We start from the raw sequence: 18830 nt of genomic DNA, 5'->3' as shown, positions 1-18830 counted from the left end.
CTCCCGCTCCACCAGAAGCGGCATCGCCTCGGACACGGTGACCAGCTCCCGCAGCGGATACCGGGACAACACCGCGCCCACCCCGGGCGACAGCGTGGCCTTCAGCCGGTGGTGCACCGTCAGGGTGTCGTCGCCGAGCGCCTGCGCGGCGGCCCGGACCAGGTCCCGTTCCGGCCCCTTCGGCACGCCGGCGGCCGCCCGTTCGTAGAGCTCGGCGCCCTCCTCCAGGACCAGGCCGGTGTCGATGCCCGCCGGCAGCTTCACGGAGGCGGTGTGCCGCCAGGTCGCCAGCGGATCGCTCCACGCCTCCACGCGGAAGGTCCAGCGGCCGGTCGCGTCCGGGGTGATCTCCGCACCCCAGAGGTCGCTTCCGGGGGACAGCTCGCGCATCGGTGTCCAGGGGCCACGGCGGCCCGCCGGATCCCGCAGGACGACATTCGCGCCGACGGCGTCGTGCCCCTCACGGAACACGGTGGCCGTGACCTGGAAAGTCTCCCCGGCCACCGCCTTCGCCGGGCGTCTGCCGCATTCCACGGCCGGCCGCACGTCACGTACCGGTACACGGCCGATGGCCGGGGTCCTGCGCATGGATCTCACCTCCGCCGTGCGCGAAGCCGGGCACCGGGCCCGGCTTCGCGATCCGAGAAACGGTTCGGCTGCTGCCGCCCCGTGGGGAACGCCGTGTACGGTGCCAGGTCAGGGGCGTGGCGCCGTGGAACGCCGCTCCGGTGGTGGTGCGCGTCGGGCCGCCCGACCCGGCTGCGGCCGCCCGTCCTGCTCGCGCAGATAGCCGGCCAGACTGGAGCGCAGATAGCGCTCGGCCGCGTCCGCCGCCTCCCGGGCGCAGCGCTTTCCCATCAGTACGCACAAGGTGTAGCCCGAGTCCTCGAACGTGGCCCGGACCGCGCGGTCGTGGGGCGAGGCGAGCATGATGCGCTCCCACGCCCGGTAACGCCGCAACTGCCGGGCCACTTCGGCCTTGGCGGGTAGCAGCATGACCCTCTTCACCTTCCACGCTCTCGACTGGGCGCGTTCCCGACGGTCGGGTGGCGTTCGCGCAGAGGAGGGCGCGGCACCGTTACGGCGATCGAGGCTTTCACTCATGGTGCACGGATGACCACCCAACGTCCTGTTGGACCTTCAACCATCCGGCCGTTCGTGAGGCTCGTGTTGCACGAATGGCGTAGTGACCCCACTGTGGAGGTGACTCAGAAGCGATCAACGCTCACGCTCGGTGTCCGGGATCCCTCTCGGACGGGGTGAGGGGAGCGGGAGCTTCGCGGGTGAGGAGCAAGCGACGATGAAGACCGCAGTGCCCTGCTACTACCACCTAGATGTGGAAGTCAGCCCGGATCGGGTGGGACACGTCAGCCGCATCCTGGCCGCCCACCTCCGCTACTGGGACCTCGACAACCTCGTGGACCCGGTCTGCCACAGTGCCGAAATGCTGTTGCGCGCGATCGACGAGCACGCGACGGACAAGACCACGTCGATCGAGATGTGGTGGAACGGCCAGCACCTCATCACTGCCGTCGGGGGTGACGACCGCGACCTGCGTCCGGACCAGGACCTGCGGGCGTGCCTGGCGGACATCGCCGCCATGAGCGACGGCTGGGGCTGCTGTGCCTCGGACTCCGGAAGCAAGATCATCTGGTTCTCGCAGCGTGCCCGTACCGGCGAGCGCGTCCCGCTGGTCCCGACCGCCCCGGCGCCGAGCCTGCGCCAGGTGCTCCAGGTGCCCCGCGAGATCCCGGTGGCCGCCCTGGCCGCCCCGGCGGCCCCCGTGGACGACGCTCTGGAAGTCGCCCGGTGATGGGTCGGAAATCCCGGAAAGGGGTGCCCGTCTGGAGCGGGCACCCCTACCCTTTGGGCGCCGCCTTCGACGGACAGGGCACCAACTTCGCCCTGTTCAGCGAGGTCGCCGAGCACGTCGAGCTGATCCTCGTCGACGACTCCGGCGCCGAGAAGTCCGTTCCGCTGCACGAGGTCGACGGGTTCGTGTGGCACGCCTATCTGCCCGAGGTCGGCCCGGGCCGGCGCTACGGCTACCGCGTGCACGGCCCCTGGCAGCCGTCCCTCGGCCACCGCTGCAACCCGGCGAAGCTGCTGCTCGACCCGTACGCGCGGGCGGTGGACGGGCAGATCGACAACCACGCCTCCCTCTACGAGCGCGCGCCGGACGGCCCCTCCCCGGGCAACAGCGCCGGGCACTCGATGCTGGGAGTCGTCACCGATCCGCACTTCGACTGGGGCGAGGACCGCCCGCCGTGCCACGCGTACGCCGACTCCGTCATCTACGAGGCCCATGTGCGCGGGATGACGCGCACCCACCCGGAGGTCCCCGAGCGGCTGCGCGGCACCTATGCCGGCCTCGCGCACCCCGCCGTCCTGGAGCACCTGACCTCGCTCGGCGTCACCGCGGTGGAGCTGATGCCGGTCCATCAGTTCGTACAGGACGGTGTCCTGCAGGACCGGGGCCTCGCCAACTACTGGGGCTACAACACCATCGGCTTCTTCGCCCCGCACAACGCCTACGCCGCCTTCGGCAGCCGGGGCCGGCAGGTCGACGAGTTCAAGGCCATGGTGAAGGCGCTGCACGCGGCCGGCCTCGAAGTGATCCTCGACGTGGTCTACAACCACACCGCCGAGGGCAACGAGATGGGGCCCACCCTGTCGTTCCGGGGCATCGACAACGCCTCCTACTACCGCCTGGTCGACGGCGACTGGGGGCATTACTACGACACCACCGGTACCGGCAACAGCCTGCTGATGCGGCATCCTTACGTACTGCAGCTGATCATGGACTCGCTGCGGTACTGGGTCACCGAGATGCATGTCGACGGCTTCCGCTTCGACCTCGCGGCCACGCTGGCGCGGCAGTTCCACGAGGTGGACCGGCTGTCGGCGTTCTTCGACCTGATCCAGCAGGACCCGGTGATCAGCCGCGTCAAGCTCATCGCCGAGCCCTGGGACGTGGGGGAGGGCGGCTACCAGGTGGGCAACTTCCCGCCGCTGTGGTCGGAGTGGAACGGCCGCTACCGGGACGCCGTACGGGACTTCTGGCGGGCGGAACCGGGCTCGCTGGGCGAGTTCGCCTCCCGGCTCACCGGCTCCTCCGACCTGTACCAGCACAGCCGGCGCCGGCCGCGCGCCAGCGTCAACTTCGTGACGGCGCACGACGGTTTCACGCTGCGCGACCTCGTCTCGTACAACGACAAGCACAACGAGGCCAACGGCGAGGGCAACCGGGACGGCGAGAGCACGAACCGGTCCTGGAACTGCGGTGCCGAGGGCGACACCGACGACCCGGCCGTCCTGGAACTCCGCGCCCGCCAGCAGCGCAACCTGCTCGCCACCCTGCTGCTGTCCCAGGGCATCCCGATGCTCTGCCACGGCGACGAACTGGGCCGCACCCAGCGCGGCAACAACAACGCCTACTGCCAGGACAACGAAGTCTCCTGGGTCGACTGGGAGCCGACGGACGAGCAGCGCTCCCTCATGGACTTCACCCGGTACGTCATCAACCTGCGCGCCGAGCATCCCGTGCTGCGCAGGCGCCGGTTCTTCCGCGGCGAGACCACGACCAACGCCAAGCAGCGGATGCCCGACCTGATGTGGCTCAGGCCCGACGCCCGCGAGATGACCGGCCGGGACTGGCAGCGCGGTGACGCCCACTCGGTCGGCGTGTTCCTCAACGGCGACGCGATCGCCGAACGCGACCCCTACGGACGGCGCGTGACCGACGACTCCTTCCTGCTGCTCCTCAACGGCTACTGGGAAGCCGTCGACTTCCGCCTCCCCGACAACTCCTACGGCGAGCGCTGGACGACTCTGATCGACACCGCAGACCCGGACGGCATCCCCGACGAACGCGAACGCAAGGCCGGCACCCGGCTCCGTGTGGAGCCCCGCAGCACGGTCCTGCTCTCGCGGCCGTCCCGCAGCGACGGCTAGGGCCCGTCCGGCGGATCGGGCCGTCTCCGGCCGGCGGTGGCGGATCCGGGGCGGCCTCCCGGGTCACCTCGGTCACCTCGGCCTCGACGCCGGTGCCACCGGTGAGGTCGGGTTCCAGGCCGGCCGTCACGGTCCGCCGGGCGCGGTCAGCGCGAGCGACGGGACGTGACCGTGAACTGTGCGCCGTCCGGGTCCCGCAGGATCGCCTCGTCCTCCTCCTCGCTCAGGACGCTGCCGCCGTGCTTCTCGGCGGTCCGGGCGCAGTCCACCACGTCGGCGACCGCGAAGTGGATCTGCCAGTGCGGCCGTACGGAGGGGTCCGGGGCCGCCTCCACAGCACCCGAATCGATGCGCGCCACCACGTCGCCCCTGCTGCGCAGCACCACCTCACCGCCCTCGTACTCCACCTCGCAGCAGCCCGGGGTACCGGAGGCCCAGCCGAGGATCTCGCCGTAGAAGATCGCCGAGTCGAAGGCATTGCGGGTGTGCAGCCGGATGAAGGTCGGGGCCGCCCGGCGCCACGACTCCCAGTTGCCGACCAGCTCGCCCTGCCAGATCCCGAACGTGGCCCCGTCCCGGTCCGCGAGCAGCGCGGCCCGCCCCGGCGGGAAGGACAGCGGCCCGACCGCAGCCGTACCGCCCCGCTCCCGGGCCCTGGCCACGGCCACATCGGCGTCCGGGACCGCGAAGTACGGTGTCCAGGCCACCGCCATCTGCCACATCGAGGCGACCGCGGCGATCCCGGCCACCGGCACCCCGTTCGCCAGCGCGATCCGGAAGTGCTCGCCCAGTTTGGCGCCGCGCCACCGCCAGCCGAGCAGAGCCGAGTAGAAGTCCTGGGTCGCCTGCAGGTCGCGGCTGGTCAGGCTCACCCAGCACGGGGCGCCGAAGACGGAGTGCGTGGAGACGACGTCCCTCGTCCTCGGTCCACCGCCGGCAGGTTTGTCTTCGTTCATGGCAGTCGCGTCCTGGTCTCGGGGCCCGGCGGACACCGGTCTGGCACCAGTGTCCAACCCGAAAGGGGTGCGGTGCCTGTCGAGTACCCCGGTGGCGTGCGGCCAGGCGGGTGAGCACGATGGAGACATGGGAGAGAGTGAACCCGACCGGATCTTCGAGCTGCAGGCGGAAGTCGACCAGCTGAAGGAGGCCGTGGCCTCCCACGCGGTCGTCGACCAGGCGATCGGGATGATGGTGGCCCTCGGCCGGGTGACGCCCGACCAGGGGTGGGAGGTGCTGAAGGAGGTCTCTCAGCACACCAACATCAAACTGCGCAACATCGCGGAGCTGATCCTCATCTGGGGGCGCCGGGGCGACATACCGCCCGAGGTCGCCGCCGAGCTGGAGGACACCCTGGACCGCTACGGACCCGCCCAGGTCCCGGGCTCCGCCACGGAAGAACTCCCGCGGTCGGCGGAGTGAGGAGGGGACGCGGCTCAGCCGGTCTCCGTGAGCAGCTCCTCCCGCAGCCGGTCGAAGCAGCCGCTGAGCAGCCGGGAGACATGCATCTGCGACACGCCCAGCTGCTGGGCGATCCGGCTCTGCGTCATCCCGCCGAAGAACCTCAGATAGAGGATGGTGCGCTCACGCTCGGGCAGCGCCTGCAGACACGGCTTGACCGCGGCGCGGTCGACCACGAGGTCGAAGCCGGGGTCCGCTTCACCGAGAGAGTCCCCGAGCGCGTACCCCTCCGTCCCGGCCACCTCGGCGTCCAGGGACAGGGCGGAGAAGCACTCCAGGGCCTCCATCCCGCTGCGCACCTCCGCCTCGGTCAGCTGGGTGTGGGCGGCGATCTCGGCGACGGTGGGCGCCCGGCCGGACGTGGTCTGCGCCAGTTCCTTGAGGGCGGAGCGGACCCGGTTGCGCAGGTCCTGCACCCGGCGCGGTACGTGCAGGGTCCACATGTGGTCGCGGAAGTGGCGCTTGATCTCGCCGGTGACGGTGGGCACCGCGTACGCCTCGAAGGCGCGGCCGCGGGCCGGGTCGAAGTGGTCGACGGCCTTCACCAGGCCGAGGGCGGCCACCTGGTACAGATCCTCCAGGGACTCCCCGCGGCCCCGGAACCGTACGGCGATCCGCTCGGCCATGGGGAGCCAGAGCCGGACCAGCTCGTCCCTGAGCGCCCGGCGCTCGGGACCGTCCGGCAGCCGAGCGAGCCGCTCGAAGGACTCGACCGTGTCGGGGGCGTCGTCATGGGGGTGGGGCTTCGAACTGCCGTTGACGGGCATGGCGCGCACTTCTCTCAGCAGGTGCTGCATCGACAGACACCGTGGGACGTGCGCTCGGACCATGGGGAGGACACCGGGGCGCCCGGCCGGAGCCGGCTCCCACGGACGTGCCTCCTGTCCGAAGCACTGTTGTTCGGATTCCCACTGACGGATATATCAAAACAATCTGGTGAATATCGGGCGTGTCGAGCCTGCGCTTGACTGCTTCTTGGAAGGCAATATCTCTGTAACAGAGGTAATCTTCAGAAGTGACATCCGAATTCCCCGAGGACCTGGCCGACGCGCTCGTACGGGTCCAGCGGCTGATCCGGCGGCGGCTGCGCGGCGGACTGACCGTGCCGCGGCTGCGCGGTGCCGAGGTGGAGCTGCTGCGGCTGGTGGAAAGCCGGCCAGGCGTCGGCATCTCGGACGCCGCCAGGGAACTGCATCTGGCCGGCAATTCCGTCTCGACCCTGGTCAACCACCTCGTCCGGGACGGCTACCTGGTGCGGGAGACCGACCCCGCAGACCGCCGGGCCGCCCGCCTGCTGCTCACCGACGCCGCCGAGAGGCGGCTCGGGGACTGGCAGCGCCGCCGGGCCGAACTGGTCGGCCGGCACGTGGCCCGGCTGGACGAGGCCGACCGGGAGGCCCTGCGCGCGGCGCTCCCGGCACTGCGCAAGCTCGCCGTCACCCTGCACGAGGAGGCCGAGGAGACATGACGAGCGACACTCCCGCCCCGATCGCCGAAGCCGTGGCCTGCACCCGCCTCGCCTACGCCTTCGGGGACACCACGGCGGTCGACGGACTCGACCTGGCCGTCCGTGAGGGCGAGGTGTTCGGACTGCTCGGCCCCAACGGCGCGGGCAAGACCACCGCCATCCGCTGCATCACCACGCTTCTCCCGGTGTCGGCTGGCACGGTCCGGGTCTTCGGGCACGACGCCGCCAGGGAGCGCATGGCCGTGCGCCGCCTCCTCGGCTACGTCCCGCAGCAGCTGTCCGCCGACAGCGGGCTCACCGGCCGGGAGAACGTCGCCCTGTTCGCCCGGGTCTTCGACGTGCCGCGCCGCGAGCGCGCCGAGCGCGTCGCCCAGGCCCTGTCCGCCGTCGGCCTCGCCGACGCCGCCGACCGGCTCGCCGGCACCTACTCCGGCGGCATGGTCCGACGGCTCGAACTCGCCCAGGCCCTGGTCAGCGCTCCCCGGCTGCTGATCCTCGACGAGCCCACCATCGGCTTGGACCCGATCGCCCGCACCGGCGTCTGGGACCACATCGACGCCGTACGCACCGCCACCGGCATGACCGTCCTGGTCACCACCCACTACATGGACGAGGCCGACCAGTACTGCGACCGGGTCGGCCTGATGCACCGCGGCCGCGTCCGCTCCCTGGGCACCCCGGCCGAACTGCGCCGGGGGCTCGCCGAACGCCGGGGCACCGACACGCTGCCCACGCTGGAGGACGTCTTCCGCGACGTCGCCGGCAGCGGCCTCGACGCCTCGTCCGGAGGAGGTTTCCGCGATGTCCGAAGCACCCGCCGCACCGCGCACCGCGTCGGCTGACGCCCCCGCCGCCAGCACCGCCCTGCTGCTCAGCCCGCCCCTGCCCCGCGCGGGCTGGCGGCTGCTGCCCGCCCGGGTCGTCGCGATGTGCGCCGTCGAACTGCAGAAGCTGCGCCACGACCGCACCGAGCTGTACACCCGCGCCGTCCAGCCGGCCCTCTGGCTGCTGATCTTCGGCCAGACCTTCACCCGGATCCGGGCGATACCCACCGGCGGCATCCCCTACATCGACTACCTGGCGCCCGGCATCATCGCCCAGTCCGCGATGTTCATCGCCATCTTCTACGGCATCCAGATCATCTGGGAGCGGGACGCGGGCATCCTGAACAAGCTCCTCGTCACTCCGACCCCGCGCTCGGCGCTGATCACCGGCAAGGCCTTCGCGGCCGGGGTGAAGTCGCTGATCCAGGCCGTCGTCGTCATCGTCATCGCCGCCCTGCTCGGCGTCGCCCTGACCTGGAACCCGCTGAAGCTCCTCGGCGTCGCCGCGGCCGTGGTCCTCGCCTCCGCGTTCTTCTCCTGCCTGTCGATGACCATCGCGGGCATCGTCCTCAGCCGCGACCGCCTGATGGGCTTCGGGCAGGCGATCACCATGCCGCTGTTCTTCGGCTCCAACGCCCTCTACCCCGTCTCGGTGATGCCGGGCTGGCTCCAGGCCGTCAGCAAGGTCAACCCGCTCAGCTACCAGGTCGACGCCCTGCGCGGTCTGCTGCTCGGCACGCCCGCCCACCTCGGCGCCGACTTCGGCGTCCTGGCGGTGGCCGCCGCCCTCGGCATCGCCGCGGCCTCCTCGCTGCTCGGTCGGCTGGCCCGCTGATCTTCCCGCGGGAGTGATGTGCGGCACGCACCGGCACCCCGCCCGGAACCCCCGTGTGGGGATTCTTCCTGGGCAGCGCTTGATCACCGATCAAAGCGGGCGAACCCCCTGGCCACAGCGCATTCTGCTCATTTGACAGTGCGCGGAGCGCACAGATAGACAGCAACTCTCTGAGGTGGAGAGGGACACTGTGTACGAGCCGAACGTGGTCGGGGACTGGCAGGAGTACGACGAGCATGCCGGTCTCCGCGTCCGCGTCCACCGCCTGGAGGCGGCCGAGCCGCCGCGCGGACGCGACGACGCCGCGGCCGGGCTGACGTACTTCAGCGTCCGGGTGACCGTCGAGAACCGTGGCGCACGGCACTACGGCATCCATCTCGAGGACGGCCAGATCGACGTCCGGGTCGGCCCGGACGGGGAGAGCGCGTTCATCGACTGGCGCAACTCCCAGTTCATCGAGGGCTTCGACGTCTACCCTCTGCGCCGGGCCACCGCCGTGCTCTACGCGGCCGCTCCGGAGGCCGCCCTGACACACGTGGACGTTCAGGTCCAGGTGCGGGTGGACGAGGAGTGGGCCGACCGCCGCCTGTGGGCCGGCGGCATCGGTGTCCTGGAGTCGACCGCGGCGGCCGCCCCCACCGGCACCGCCCAGGGCAGCCTCGCCCACCAGGTCAGCGCCTTCCTCAAGGATCACACGGAGCCGGACAGCGCCTGACGCGGATCAGTGCGGGATGCCGTCGATGATCTCCCGCGCCCCCTGCCGCAGCAGTGCCACCGCGACCGAGGTGCCGAGCGTGGCCGCGTCGAGCCGGCCCGCCCACTCGTGGGCGTTCAGCCGCGTCTTGCCGTCCGGGGTGAACACACACGCCCGCAGGGAGAGTTCACCACCACGGTCCACGCGCGCGTAGCCCGCGATGGGACTGTTGCAGTGCCCCTGCAGCACATGCAGGAACATCCGCTCGGCCGTGGCCTCGCGGTGCGTGTCCGGATCGCCGAGCCCGCTGACCGCGTCGATCAGCTCCTCGTCCCCCTCCCGGCACTGCAGGGCGAGGATGCCCGCGCCGATCGGCGGCATCATCGTCTCCGCGGACAGCACCTCGCTGATCACGTCCTGGCGGCCGATCCGCTCCAGACCCGACACCGCGAGCAGCAGCGCGTCCGCCTCGCCGGCGGCCAGCTTCGCCAGCCGGCGGTTGGCGTTCCCGCGGAACGGCACGCACTGCAGCTGCGGATGCGTGGCGGCGAGTTGGGCGACCCGGCGCACCGATGAGGTGCCGATCCGGGTGCCGGCCGGCAGCTCGTCGAGGGTCAGTCCGCCCGGGTGCACCAGCGCGTCACGGATGTCGTCCCGCTTCAGGAACGCGGCGAAGACCGTGCCGGCGGGAAGCGGCCGGTCCGCGGGCACGTCCTTGACGCAATGCACCGCGAGGTCCGCCTCCCCGGCCAGCAGAGCCGCGTCCACCTCCTTGGTGAACGCCCCCTTGCCCTCGACCTCGGACAGATCACCGAGCCACTTGTCACCCGTGGTCTTCACGGGTACGACCTCGGTGCGCACTCCCGGATGCAGTACGGCCAACTCGGCCCGCACGCGCTCGACTTGGGCGAGGGCCATGGGCGAGTCGCGGGAGACGATACGGATGAGTTCCGGGACGGACATGGGGACACGATAGACCCTCGGGCGCGCCGCTCCCTCACGTCACATGCGCAGCCGCCAGTCGAACGGGAACAGATCCGCCGCCCAGCCCGGGCTCGTGGCGAGTGGCCCGGCGCGCTCCGGAGCGCGCAGCAGGCACCTGTGGCGCAGGAGTTCGCGCCGCTCGGCCGACGTCAGCAAGGCTTCGCAGCCGTCGGCGTTCGCGCAGTTCACGGCGTTAACGCCGTCGACATCGGTGTCGCCCATGACGTTGAGACGGTCTCCCGCCTCGGTGCGGACGTCGACGCGGAAGTCCGTGCGCCATTGCGAGTTGGACCCCCAGCCCATGGACAGGTCCACCGTGGGCCGGTGCCGGCGCCGGAACGCCCAGTAGAGCGGGGAGCGGTCGGCCACACCGCGCTCGGCGTGCCGGGCACCGGCCCGCACCCGCACACCTGCCCGGCAGAACAGGATGTCCCCCAGCCACAGGCCGGGCCACAGGACATCGGTGACCACGATCGCCGCGTCCGGATCCGCCGCCTGCTCGACCTCGACGATCTCGTGCAGGAAGGGATCGAAGACCGAGGGCTCCTCGAACGGCACCATGCCCAGGCCGGTGAACAGCCCGAGGTACTGCTCCCGGGTCAGGCCGGGTCCCGCCCAGGGATCGTGGCCGGGAGGCTGGAAGGAGAACAGCAGGACGTCACTGACCCGGCTCAGGGCGTACAGCTCCCACAGGCCGCCGGGCCGGTGCTCGTGCCCCGGGCCGGCCGCCCTGGGCAGCGGACCGCTCCGCAGGCCGGCCGCTCGGGCGCGGGCGAGCCAGGGCTCGACGACGGCGGTGTACGCCTCGGGACCAGTGTGACCGAGGAGCCCGTCGTACAAGTCGCGAGCGCCGACGGGCTCCGGGCTCATCCCGCGACCGCCAGGCTGTAGCGCAGCTTTTCCTTCTTCCGGGCGCCGAGACGGTCGTAGAACCGTGCCGCGCCCTCGTTCCAGGCCGGGGTCTGCCACTGCACCTCGGTCAGACCCAGCTCGGAGGCCTCGGCGACGACCGCCGCCATCAGCAGCGGGCCGAGGCCCAGGCCGCGGTGGCCGGGCGTCAGGAACAGACAGTCCATGTGCAGGTATTCGCGGCCCTCCCAGGTGGAGAGTTCCGGTGCGCAGGTCGCGTAACCGACGATCTCGCCGCCCGGAGCCTCGGCCACCAGACAGCGCAGACGCGGGGCCGGGGTGCCGAAGAGGAGGGCCGCCAGCCGGTCGGCCAGGCCGGGGGCCGGGGGCGCGGCACGCTCGTACTCCGCGTGCAGGGCGGCCAGGCCGGCGACGCGGGGCAGGTCGGCGCGTTCGGCGTGCCGTACCCGGGGAGTGCCGGTCAACGGACCTCCCCGTCCCGGGTGTCCGCGGCCCAGGCGGTGAGCCGGTCGGGGAGCGGGCCCGTACCGTCGAGGACGTGCCGGGAGAAGGCCTCCCGTTCGTGCGCGAGCAGTGCCGCCTCCCAGACACAGGGGGCGAGCCCGGCCCGGCCCGGTCGCAGGTCCGCGGGCTCACCGGCCGGGCCGGTGAACACGGCCAGGTCGGACATGTGGCCCTCGATCCAGGTGTGCACCAGGACGTAGTCGCCGTCGCCGCCAGCGTGCACGAGGAGCACCGCGAGACCGAGCGACCCGCGCAGGCGCCCGAGCGCCAGATGGCCCGCGGCCACCTCCAGCGCGGCGTTCACGGCGTCCTCGCCGACCGTACGGCCCGGCGCCTGGAGCGCATACGTCTTGACCAGGTGACCGGCGGCCTCCCGCACGCCCAGGGCTCTGGTGGTACGGGCGTGATGGCCCTGGGCGAGGCCGAGCAGACCGGCCGTGTCCACGGCGGCGGGCAGTTCTGCGCGAAGATCCATCCGCTCATCATGAACCGCGGCTCGGCGGGCGTCCACGGAGTTCGGTGCCGGTGACGTGTCAGGCGTTCGGGTCGAACGCGATCCCGGACGGCTTCGCCGAGGCGAGGTGGGAGGGGAAGTTCGCGTCCTTCAGGCCGAAGTTGGCGCTGCCGAAGTCGTAGGCGCTCAGCTTGTCGCGCAGGCCGGACGGATAGCCGTTCCAGCCGACCAGGGGCGGGTACTGCCAGGTGTGCTTGTCGTTCTCCGGCGGTTCGTCGTTGGTGCCCGCGAGCCGGAAGCAGTGCGTGCTGATGCCGTCCTTGTGGTAGACGATCTTCGGGTGGGTGCCCTCGAAGCGGACCTCGGAGACCGGGTGCACCGTGAACGAGCCGTGGTTGGACGTCGACACGTAGCGCACCTGCCCCTCCTGCACCCAGACCACCACATGCTCCCAGTCGTGCCGGTGCCCGCCGATGCTGCTGCCGGCCACGGCCTGGTCCTTCTCGAAGTACAGGCCGTAGAGATAGGCGCACCAGCCGTTGTTGCACTTGTAGCGCGAGTAGCTGTTGGTGTTGTCCAGGTCGGAGGCGTCGTGGCAGTTGCCGTTGAGAGCGCCCGTCGGCTTGAGTCCGCCGTTGACGGTGCCGTCGGGGCCGATGGCGGGCGTCGGATAGCAGCCGTCCGTGTCGTAGTCGAAGGCCGGCTGGTAGGTCAGCTCGGCGGGCTCGGCGTTGCCGGGCAGGGCCAGGGGCGGGGCGGCGAGGGCGGTGGTGGGGAGGACGAGGACCAGGGCGGCGGCGCCGGCCGGCGCGACTAGCCATCTGCCGCGCCGGACGCGCGAGGTGAGCAGAGACAAGGGGGGACCTCCAACAGCGGTGGGGCGCAGGGGAGTTCAGCATCCAGGCCGCGGGCTTCGCTGCCAAGAGATCCCGGGCGTCACACGGGTGAAGCCCTGCCCAACAGGTGCCCTGCCGCCTCAGCCGAATCCCTCCGGGAGGTCCGCCGCCGACTCCTCCGGCGCGAGGTCAGGGCGCAGCCGCAGCCACGACGGCTGGCGGAGCATCCCGGCCCTGGTCCGGGTGCTGTAGCTGACCTCGCCGACCAGCCGGGGCAGCACCCAGTGGGCGTCCGCGATCCGTGGCACCGGGTCGAACGGGCACCGGGTGCTCGCGGCGGTCCGCAGCAGCGCCGCCAGTTCCGTCCGCTCCGCCTCGCTCCAGCCGGTACCCACCCCGCCGACGTACCGCAGCCGGCCGCCGGCGCGCTGGCCGACCAGCAGCGCGCCGGGCAGCCCGGTCAGCCGCCCCTTGCCGGGCAGCCAGCCGCCGACGATCACGTCCTCGCTGCGCATGTTGCGGATCTTGATCCAGGCGCGGGAGCGCACCCCGGGCTCGTACACCGAGTCCAGCCGCTTGCACACCAGCCCCTCCAGACCGTGCTCGCGGGTCAGCAGGAGCGCCTGGGCGCCGTGCCCGGTCACCGCGGCCGGTGTCGACCAGTGCGGCCCGGCCAGGCTCAGCTCCTCCAGCTGTGCGCGCCGCCGCGCGTAAGGGAGCCTGAGCAGCGGTCCGTCCAGGTAGGGCACGTCGAACAGCACCAGGTGGACGGCCACCCGGGCGGCCCGGCGCGCCGCCCGCGCGGGGGAGTGGGCGAGGCCCATCCGGCCCTGCAGCAACTGGAAGTCCGCCCGCCCCCACTCGTCCAGGGCCAGCACCTCGCCGTCCAGCACGGCGGCCGTGGTGCCCAGGGCGGCGCCGAGCGGCCGCAGTTCGGGGTAGGCGGCGGTGATCTCCTCGCCGGAGCGGGCGCGCAGCAGGACGCTGCCGTCTCCGGACAGGTAGACCATCACCCGCTGGCCGTCCTGCTTGGTCTCGTACGCCCACCGCTCGTCCTGGGCGGCGGGCGGCAGCGTGCCTGGGGTGGCGAGCATCGGCGCGATCAGCGGCAGGGTCGGGGCGGTCACTGCTGAAGGTGTCGACCGCTCCTGGCGTCCTCACGCTCCTTCCGGCACCGGTTCCCCTGAACGGGCCCGTCCCAGCCGTCGGCTGCCGGCAGCCGGGCAGCCACGAGCCCCGACCGACAGGCCGGCGCCACGAGTTGGCGGCGCCGCCGGCCCGGCCCCCGCATCCGCCACTTCACAGGAGGGCCTTCTGTCCCGATCCACCGCTTCACGGGAGTGCCCTCTCCCCCGCGCCACCGCCCCCTGGGCCACCGTCTCGGCCGAGGGCTCGGTGGGCGCCGGGGTGGGAGTCGAGTCCGCCGGGCGGTGGCGCGCCGCCACGCCGGGCTCATCGAGGAGCTGCGGGACCGGGCACTGGCGGCGGCCGACGGCTCCGGCGACGTACGCGACTGCCTGGTGCGCCCGGTGACCGCCCATCTGACCGGGCTGGGCAGCCCCACCTGGTACGCCCGGTTCTGCGCCCAGGTGATGACCGACCCGGCGCTGCACGAGATCATGGTCGAGGAGTCCCTGACCTCGCCGGCGCTGCGTGAGGCGATCGACGGTCCGAACCGCACCCTGCCGGCGCTGCCGGGCGAGGTCCGCGCCGAACGCGGCCAGATGGTCCGGACGCTGATCCCGCACACCTGTGCCGAGCGGGAGCGGGCCCTCGCCGAGGGCACCCTGACCCCGCGCGCCACCTGGGGCGAGGTCGCCACGGGGCTCGCCGACGCGATCGTGGGGCTGTGGCCGGCGCCGGTCACGCGTGCCCGCTGACCCCCGGTCGTCGCAGGCCGGCACGGCCTTCTCCGCGGCCCCGGGTGATCCCGGTCCGGTAGCCCTGTGAGGCGACGAGGGTCCGCTCGCTGCGCGGCATGCCGCCGAGGCCGGTGTCGGCCCCCTTCGTCTGTACCGCCACCATGACCGGCCCGGCGCCCCATTTCGCGCACGTCGCCACGGGGTTGAAGAAGGCGGCGGCACTGGCGGCGTCGATGTGCAGGTCCGCGCCCGGCCGCCGGGCGGCCGAGCCGGGCGCCGCGGGCGCGGGCGGCGTCCAGGCGGACCGGCGGCAACCCCAGCGGCCGTGTGGACATCCCCGCCACCCCTCACGACCGGACGAGACGAAGGCGGACGCACCGACGATCACCGCTTGCGCAAGGACACCCCCGCCGGGGAATGGCGCAGCGGACTCGCCTCCGTGATGAAAGCGCGCCCGGTGGCCGTGTACGGCTCAGGCGATGCGGTCCAGTGACGCCTCCAGGTCGAGTTCGCCCTCGCGGGTCTGGGCGCCGGCTTCCACAGCGGCTCGCATGCGCTCGACCACGGCATCCGGTGCCGGATACACCCCGCCCAGGGCCTTGCTCTCCTCGCCGAGCCCCTCCAGCAGGCTCCCGCTCGTCGATGCGGCCCCGACGGCCGCCTTCGCCGAGGCGATCTGCTCCGGGCGCAACGCCGCGATGCGCCGGGCGAGGGCGTCCACGAAGCCGTCGAGTTCCTCCGCCGGGAGGGCGCGGTTGATCCAGCCGTAGCGCTCGGCGGTCTCGGCGTCGAACAGGTTTCCGCCGAGGATCACCTCCAGAGCCCTGGCACGGCCCACCAGCGGGGGAAGCAGTTGGGTGCCGCCGCCTCCGGGGATGATGCCCATCCGGGTCTCGGGCTGGGCGAGCCAGGTCCGCCCCCGGGCGGCGAAGCGCATGTCGAGTGCCATCGCCAGCTCGTTTCCGCCGCCCCGAAGGCGCCCGGCGAGCTTGGCGATCGTCACCTGCGGCAGCCCGCGCAGACGCAGCATGAGCTTCTGCATCGGGTTGATCAAAGACTCGTCGCCGCCGGTCCCGGCGTCCGGATTGGCCAGCTCCGCGAAGGTCTCAGGCTTGAGCATGAAGCCCAGGTCGACGTGGGCGACGAAGAAGTCCGGGTCGGCGCTCTGCACCACGATCACGCGCACCCGCTCGTCCTCGCGGACGGCTCCGACGAAGTCGTGCAGTTCATTGATCAGCGTCGTGTCGAGCATGTTGACCGGCGGCTTGTCGAGCGTGACATGAGCCACGCCCGCCTCGACCGCCACGCGCAGATCCTGATAACCGTCGTACGACATCTCGTCCTTCTCTCAATGGAATCTCTGGCCGCAGGCCCGTACATCGGTCACGCTAAAAGCTGACGTTGACGTCAGAGGCAAGGGGAATGGGATGCGCATCGGTGAACTCGCCGACAGGACCGGCGTGAGCGTGCGAGCGCTGCGGTACTACGAGGAGCAGCACCTCCTCGGCTCCGAGCGCAGCCCCAGCGGCCAGCGGCACTATCCGGACAGCGCGGTCGACCGCGTCCGGCTGATCCAGCAGCTGTACGCGGCAGGGCTGCCGAGCAGGTCGATCGTGGAGCTGCTGCCGTGCGTCGTGACCGGTGAGGTGACGCCGGAGCTGCTCGACCGGCTCTCGGCGGAGCGGGCCCGCATCGACACCCGGATCGGCCTCCTGGTGGACACCCGGGACAAGCTGGACACCCTCATCACCGCGGCCACCACCACCTTCCGAACGGGCCGCCCCTGCCCCTGACAGGTTTGGAGGGCGGAGGGGAGGGAGGTCGGCGCGGTTCGCCCGGTGCCGTGCTCGTACCGGCTCAACCTTCGCGAGCTCCGGGCGGTCTTGCCAGATGCCGAGGCCGGGGGCAGTGCCCATGCAGAAGCGTCGGCATACGGGCGGGCGACGGCCTGCCGAGCGCCTGGACGAGGGTGGAGATGGTGAATCCGAACACCGAGGTGACGTGGGTCGACGCACGCGAGAGGCTGCCTCGGAGCGGTATGCCGGTGGCCGCAGCGATCACCGGCCGGTATCCAGCTGACGGCGCCGCTGAGTCCGATGCGGCGTCGGGTGAGGAATTTTGGCTGGTGAGGCCGATGTACTTCACGACTCTGCACCGGAGTGAGGACGGGGCGGAGCACAGAGACTGCTTCGTGGACTCCGACGGGATCGTCCGTTTGCCCTACGGCCTCGACAGTGAGGAAACCGTGACCCACTGGGCTGAGCTGCCCACCCTGCCGGGCGGGACGACATACGTCGTTCTCGGGGACGACGTGCAGTCAGCTCTCCAGAGCGCGTGGGGCGTTCGCCCCACCACCTGACCCACAGCCTGCTCGGACACTTCGCCACCTTGCGCGAGCGCCTGTCGGTTCGGCCGGTGCACTTGTCGACGTGAGCGCGGCCTCAGAGATCCGCCGTCCGTACGGCGGCGTGCTCCGGCCGTCACGGGCGGAGAGATCCGCGACGGCGCCCCCTCCGCCCGGGACGACAGCTCCCCGGCCCCCCCGTCATGCCTTCTCGGCGAGGAGGCGGCCGATGGCCCGGACGACCTGCCGTCGGGTGGCCAGACGGCGGGCGAGAAAGGCCATCAGCCGGTTCATGCGTCCCGCGATGACGCTGGGCGGCGGGTTCCTGCGGACCAGGGCGGCCGGCGCCGTGCGGACGACATCGACTGGCAGGCCGAACCCGTCCCGGTCAGCCAGGCGGGGCTGGTACCGGGCCCGGCCACCGACCCGCGTGCCGAGGCGATCGTCGCGACGGTCTTCGCCTGCGTCGACACGGCCACCGAACTCTGGGCCGGACACGACGGGCGACTCGACCTGGCAGACCTGTACGGCCAGTGCCTCGCAGCGGTGCGGGGCTGAGGCGCTGAGGCCCTGATGACCGGGCCCAGAAGGGCCGTGGGGCGACTCGCCTTCCGGAGCAGGCCGTCGCGCGAGGCCGCAGGAGCTGGGGGAGGCGGTGGGGCGACCTGCGCCTCGGGCGTGGCTGTGAGCGGATCCCACGTCCGGCCAGGCCCGGCCCGGCGCGTGGCTGTGGGCGGACCCCGCGCCCCCGCCTGGCGCCCCGCCCGCCCTGTGGCGGTCGTCAGGTGCGCGGTCAGGTGCGTGGTCAGGTGCGCGCGGTCAGCTGCGCGTCGTCAGGATGCCGGTCGCGTTCGCGGCGACGACCGCCCCGATGCCCGCCCACTCCGGGGCGCCGAGTCCCTGGCCGAGGACGACCCAGCCGACCACGGCCGCGAGCACCGGATTGACGCTCATGAACAGCCCGAACGTCTGCGCGGGCACGGTCCGCAGGGTGAGCAGATCGGCGAGGTACGGCACCGCCGAGGAGAGCACCCCGGCGGCGACGGCGCACAGCACGGCCCCGGCGGTGGGCGGGTGCCGTACGGCGACCAGGATCCCGGCCGGCAGGAAGCCCAGCGCCGAGACTCCCGCGGCGGCGGCAGCTCCCTGGGCCCCCGGGATGCGGCGGCCGACCAGCCGGTTGAGCAGGATGTACGACGCCCAGCAGCAGGCCGCCACCAGGCCCAGGCCCATCCCCGCGTAGTCGGCCGAGGGCTGCGGGCGCATCAGGACGACGACCCCGGCCGCGGCCAGCAGCGCGCACCCCGCGTCCAGCCGGCGCCGGGACCCGGCCAGCGCGATGGCGAGCGGTCCGAGGAACTCCAGGGTCACCGCGAGACCCAGGCCGATCCGGTCGACCGCGGTGTACAGGGTGAGGTTCATCGTGCCGAAGACCGCCGCCAGCAGCAGCACCGGCCACCACTGGCGCCAGGTGAAGGCCCGCACCCGCGGCCGGCCGACGGCCAGCAGGACCAGCGCGGCGACGTACTGCCGCACTGCCACCACACCGAGCGGCCCGAGCACGGGGAAGGCCAGCGCCCCGACGGCCGCGCCGGTCTGGTTGGACAGGCCGCTGCCGACCATGGTGGCCACTCCCGCCACCGGCCACCGGGCAGCCCGCGGGGTGGAGCCGGACGCGGCCGTGGGTCCGGTCGTGGCGGCAGGGTGTTCGAGCGCTTGAGGCATGTCCGGATGCTGCGCCAC

The 18830-nt window shown here is 72.2% G+C and carries 24 protein-coding genes; 10 read left to right on the top strand and 14 right to left on the bottom strand.

Going from position 1 to position 18830, the window contains the following annotated elements; all coding sequences use genetic code 11:
- Both ACIRU3_RS39915 and ACIRU3_RS39910 read right to left on the bottom strand, forming a co-directional pair.
- Window positions 1–588, bottom strand: a 588-nt coding sequence (locus ACIRU3_RS39915; RefSeq protein ID WP_404067599.1) for a maltotransferase domain-containing protein, incomplete at its 3' end; no start/stop codon positions are given.
- A 108-nt stretch (window positions 589–696) separates the two neighbouring features.
- Window positions 697–996, bottom strand: coding sequence for a DUF5133 domain-containing protein (locus ACIRU3_RS39910; RefSeq protein ID WP_404067596.1), 300 nt, complete (start codon window positions 994–996; stop codon window positions 697–699).
- 304 nt (window positions 997–1300) lie between these two features.
- On the opposite strand from ACIRU3_RS39910, the gene ACIRU3_RS39905 reads away from it, so the two are divergent.
- Both ACIRU3_RS39905 and glgX read left to right on the top strand, forming a co-directional pair.
- Entirely contained in the window at window positions 1301–1813 is a 513-nt protein-coding gene (locus ACIRU3_RS39905; protein WP_404067594.1) for a pep a2, read from the top strand.
- Window positions 1813–3954, top strand: coding sequence for a glycogen debranching protein GlgX (gene glgX, locus ACIRU3_RS39900; RefSeq protein ID WP_404067591.1), 2142 nt, complete (start codon window positions 1813–1815; stop codon window positions 3952–3954). Before ACIRU3_RS39905 ends, glgX begins: the two co-directional genes overlap by 1 nt.
- A 146-nt stretch (window positions 3955–4100) precedes the next feature.
- On the opposite strand, the gene ACIRU3_RS39895 is transcribed toward glgX, so the two are convergent.
- Window positions 4101–4910, bottom strand: coding sequence for a VOC family protein (locus ACIRU3_RS39895; protein WP_404067588.1), 810 nt, complete (start codon window positions 4908–4910; stop codon window positions 4101–4103).
- 127 nt (window positions 4911–5037) lie between these two features.
- On the opposite strand from ACIRU3_RS39895, the gene ACIRU3_RS39890 reads away from it, so the two are divergent.
- Entirely contained in the window at window positions 5038–5373 is a 336-nt protein-coding gene (locus ACIRU3_RS39890) for an ANTAR domain-containing protein (RefSeq protein WP_404067586.1), read from the top strand.
- A 14-nt stretch (window positions 5374–5387) separates the two neighbouring features.
- Here the strand turns inward: ACIRU3_RS39890 and ACIRU3_RS39885 are convergent, their stop codons facing one another.
- Window positions 5388–6209: an RNA polymerase sigma factor SigF gene (locus tag ACIRU3_RS39885; RefSeq protein WP_404067584.1), complete on the bottom strand. Its 822-nt coding sequence runs from the start codon at window positions 6207–6209 to the stop codon at window positions 5388–5390.
- 218 nt (window positions 6210–6427) lie between these two features.
- On the opposite strand from ACIRU3_RS39885, the gene ACIRU3_RS39880 reads away from it, so the two are divergent.
- The 4 genes from ACIRU3_RS39880 (at window position 6428) to ACIRU3_RS39865 (ending at window position 9254) form a co-directional block, all read left to right on the top strand.
- Entirely contained in the window at window positions 6428–6880 is a 453-nt protein-coding gene (locus ACIRU3_RS39880; RefSeq protein ID WP_404067581.1) for a MarR family winged helix-turn-helix transcriptional regulator, read from the top strand.
- The gene (locus tag ACIRU3_RS39875) at window positions 6877–7722 is read left to right on the top strand and encodes an ABC transporter ATP-binding protein (RefSeq protein ID WP_404067578.1); all 846 of its coding nucleotides are present in this window, start codon (window positions 6877–6879) and stop codon (window positions 7720–7722) included. The genes ACIRU3_RS39880 and ACIRU3_RS39875 overlap by 4 nt, the downstream gene beginning before the upstream one ends.
- Window positions 7682–8539, top strand: a complete 858-nt coding sequence (locus ACIRU3_RS39870; RefSeq protein ID WP_404067575.1) for an ABC transporter permease — start codon at window positions 7682–7684, stop codon at window positions 8537–8539. The genes ACIRU3_RS39875 and ACIRU3_RS39870 overlap by 41 nt, the downstream gene beginning before the upstream one ends.
- A gap of 190 nt (window positions 8540–8729) precedes the next feature.
- Entirely contained in the window at window positions 8730–9254 is a 525-nt protein-coding gene (locus ACIRU3_RS39865; protein ID WP_404067573.1) for a hypothetical protein, read from the top strand.
- Between the two features lie 6 nt (window positions 9255–9260).
- On the opposite strand, the gene hemC is transcribed toward ACIRU3_RS39865, so the two are convergent.
- From hemC to ACIRU3_RS39835, 6 genes are all read right to left on the bottom strand, one after another.
- The gene (gene hemC, locus ACIRU3_RS39860; RefSeq protein WP_404067571.1) at window positions 9261–10196 is read right to left on the bottom strand and encodes a hydroxymethylbilane synthase; all 936 of its coding nucleotides are present in this window, start codon (window positions 10194–10196) and stop codon (window positions 9261–9263) included.
- Between the two features lie 39 nt (window positions 10197–10235).
- Window positions 10236–11087 (bottom strand): hypothetical protein, encoded by an 852-nt coding sequence (locus ACIRU3_RS39855; RefSeq protein ID WP_404067569.1) that lies wholly within the window; start codon window positions 11085–11087, stop codon window positions 10236–10238.
- A complete protein-coding gene (locus ACIRU3_RS39850) occupies window positions 11084–11551 on the bottom strand; it encodes a GNAT family N-acetyltransferase (protein WP_404067567.1) in 468 nt (155 codons plus the stop codon). The genes ACIRU3_RS39855 and ACIRU3_RS39850 overlap by 4 nt, the downstream gene beginning before the upstream one ends.
- Complete coding sequence (locus ACIRU3_RS39845) at window positions 11548–12066, bottom strand: hypothetical protein (protein ID WP_404067564.1); 519 nt, start codon at window positions 12064–12066, stop codon at window positions 11548–11550. Before ACIRU3_RS39845 ends, ACIRU3_RS39850 begins: the two co-directional genes overlap by 4 nt.
- 58 nt (window positions 12067–12124) lie before the next feature.
- Entirely contained in the window at window positions 12125–12901 is a 777-nt protein-coding gene (locus ACIRU3_RS39840; RefSeq protein ID WP_404067561.1) for an NPP1 family protein, read from the bottom strand.
- A gap of 120 nt (window positions 12902–13021) precedes the next feature.
- Window positions 13022–13975 carry an ATP-dependent DNA ligase gene (locus tag ACIRU3_RS39835; protein ID WP_404067607.1) on the bottom strand — a complete coding sequence of 318 codons (954 nt, stop codon included), beginning with the start codon at window positions 13973–13975 and terminating at the stop codon, window positions 13022–13024.
- A 273-nt stretch (window positions 13976–14248) separates the two neighbouring features.
- Between ACIRU3_RS39835 and ACIRU3_RS39830 the strand changes: the two genes are divergently transcribed.
- The gene (locus ACIRU3_RS39830; protein ID WP_404067604.1) at window positions 14249–14761 is read left to right on the top strand and encodes a TetR/AcrR family transcriptional regulator; all 513 of its coding nucleotides are present in this window, start codon (window positions 14249–14251) and stop codon (window positions 14759–14761) included.
- Here ACIRU3_RS39830 and ACIRU3_RS39825 read toward each other — a convergent pair.
- Together ACIRU3_RS39825 and ACIRU3_RS39820 are read right to left on the bottom strand one after the other, a co-directional pair.
- Window positions 14745–15131: a hypothetical protein gene (locus ACIRU3_RS39825; protein ID WP_404067558.1), complete on the bottom strand. Its 387-nt coding sequence runs from the start codon at window positions 15129–15131 to the stop codon at window positions 14745–14747. The genes ACIRU3_RS39830 and ACIRU3_RS39825 overlap by 17 nt on opposite strands.
- Window positions 15132–15215: 84 nt before the next feature.
- A complete protein-coding gene (locus tag ACIRU3_RS39820) occupies window positions 15216–16079 on the bottom strand; it encodes an enoyl-CoA hydratase/isomerase family protein (RefSeq protein WP_404067556.1) in 864 nt (287 codons plus the stop codon).
- 91 nt (window positions 16080–16170) lie between these two features.
- On the opposite strand from ACIRU3_RS39820, the gene ACIRU3_RS39815 reads away from it, so the two are divergent.
- A complete protein-coding gene (locus ACIRU3_RS39815; RefSeq protein ID WP_404067553.1) occupies window positions 16171–16536 on the top strand; it encodes a MerR family transcriptional regulator in 366 nt (121 codons plus the stop codon).
- Window positions 16537–16718: 182 nt separating this feature from the next.
- The gene (locus ACIRU3_RS39810; protein WP_404067551.1) at window positions 16719–17102 is read left to right on the top strand and encodes an AQJ64_40280 family protein; all 384 of its coding nucleotides are present in this window, start codon (window positions 16719–16721) and stop codon (window positions 17100–17102) included.
- Between the two features lie 186 nt (window positions 17103–17288).
- Here the strand turns inward: ACIRU3_RS39810 and ACIRU3_RS39805 are convergent, their stop codons facing one another.
- Together ACIRU3_RS39805 and ACIRU3_RS39800 are read right to left on the bottom strand one after the other, a co-directional pair.
- The gene (locus ACIRU3_RS39805; protein WP_404067549.1) at window positions 17289–17585 is read right to left on the bottom strand and encodes a hypothetical protein; all 297 of its coding nucleotides are present in this window, start codon (window positions 17583–17585) and stop codon (window positions 17289–17291) included.
- A 321-nt stretch (window positions 17586–17906) separates the two neighbouring features.
- Window positions 17907–18719, bottom strand: coding sequence for an EamA family transporter (locus tag ACIRU3_RS39800; protein WP_404067602.1), 813 nt, complete (start codon window positions 18717–18719; stop codon window positions 17907–17909).
- Between the last annotated feature and the right edge of the window lie 111 nt (window positions 18720–18830).

It is taken from the genome of Streptomyces sp. NPDC101151 (assembly GCF_044768335.1).
Classification (GTDB): Bacteria; Actinomycetota; Actinomycetes; order Streptomycetales; family Streptomycetaceae; genus Streptomyces.
This window is presented reverse-complemented; position numbering and strand designations above follow the sequence as displayed.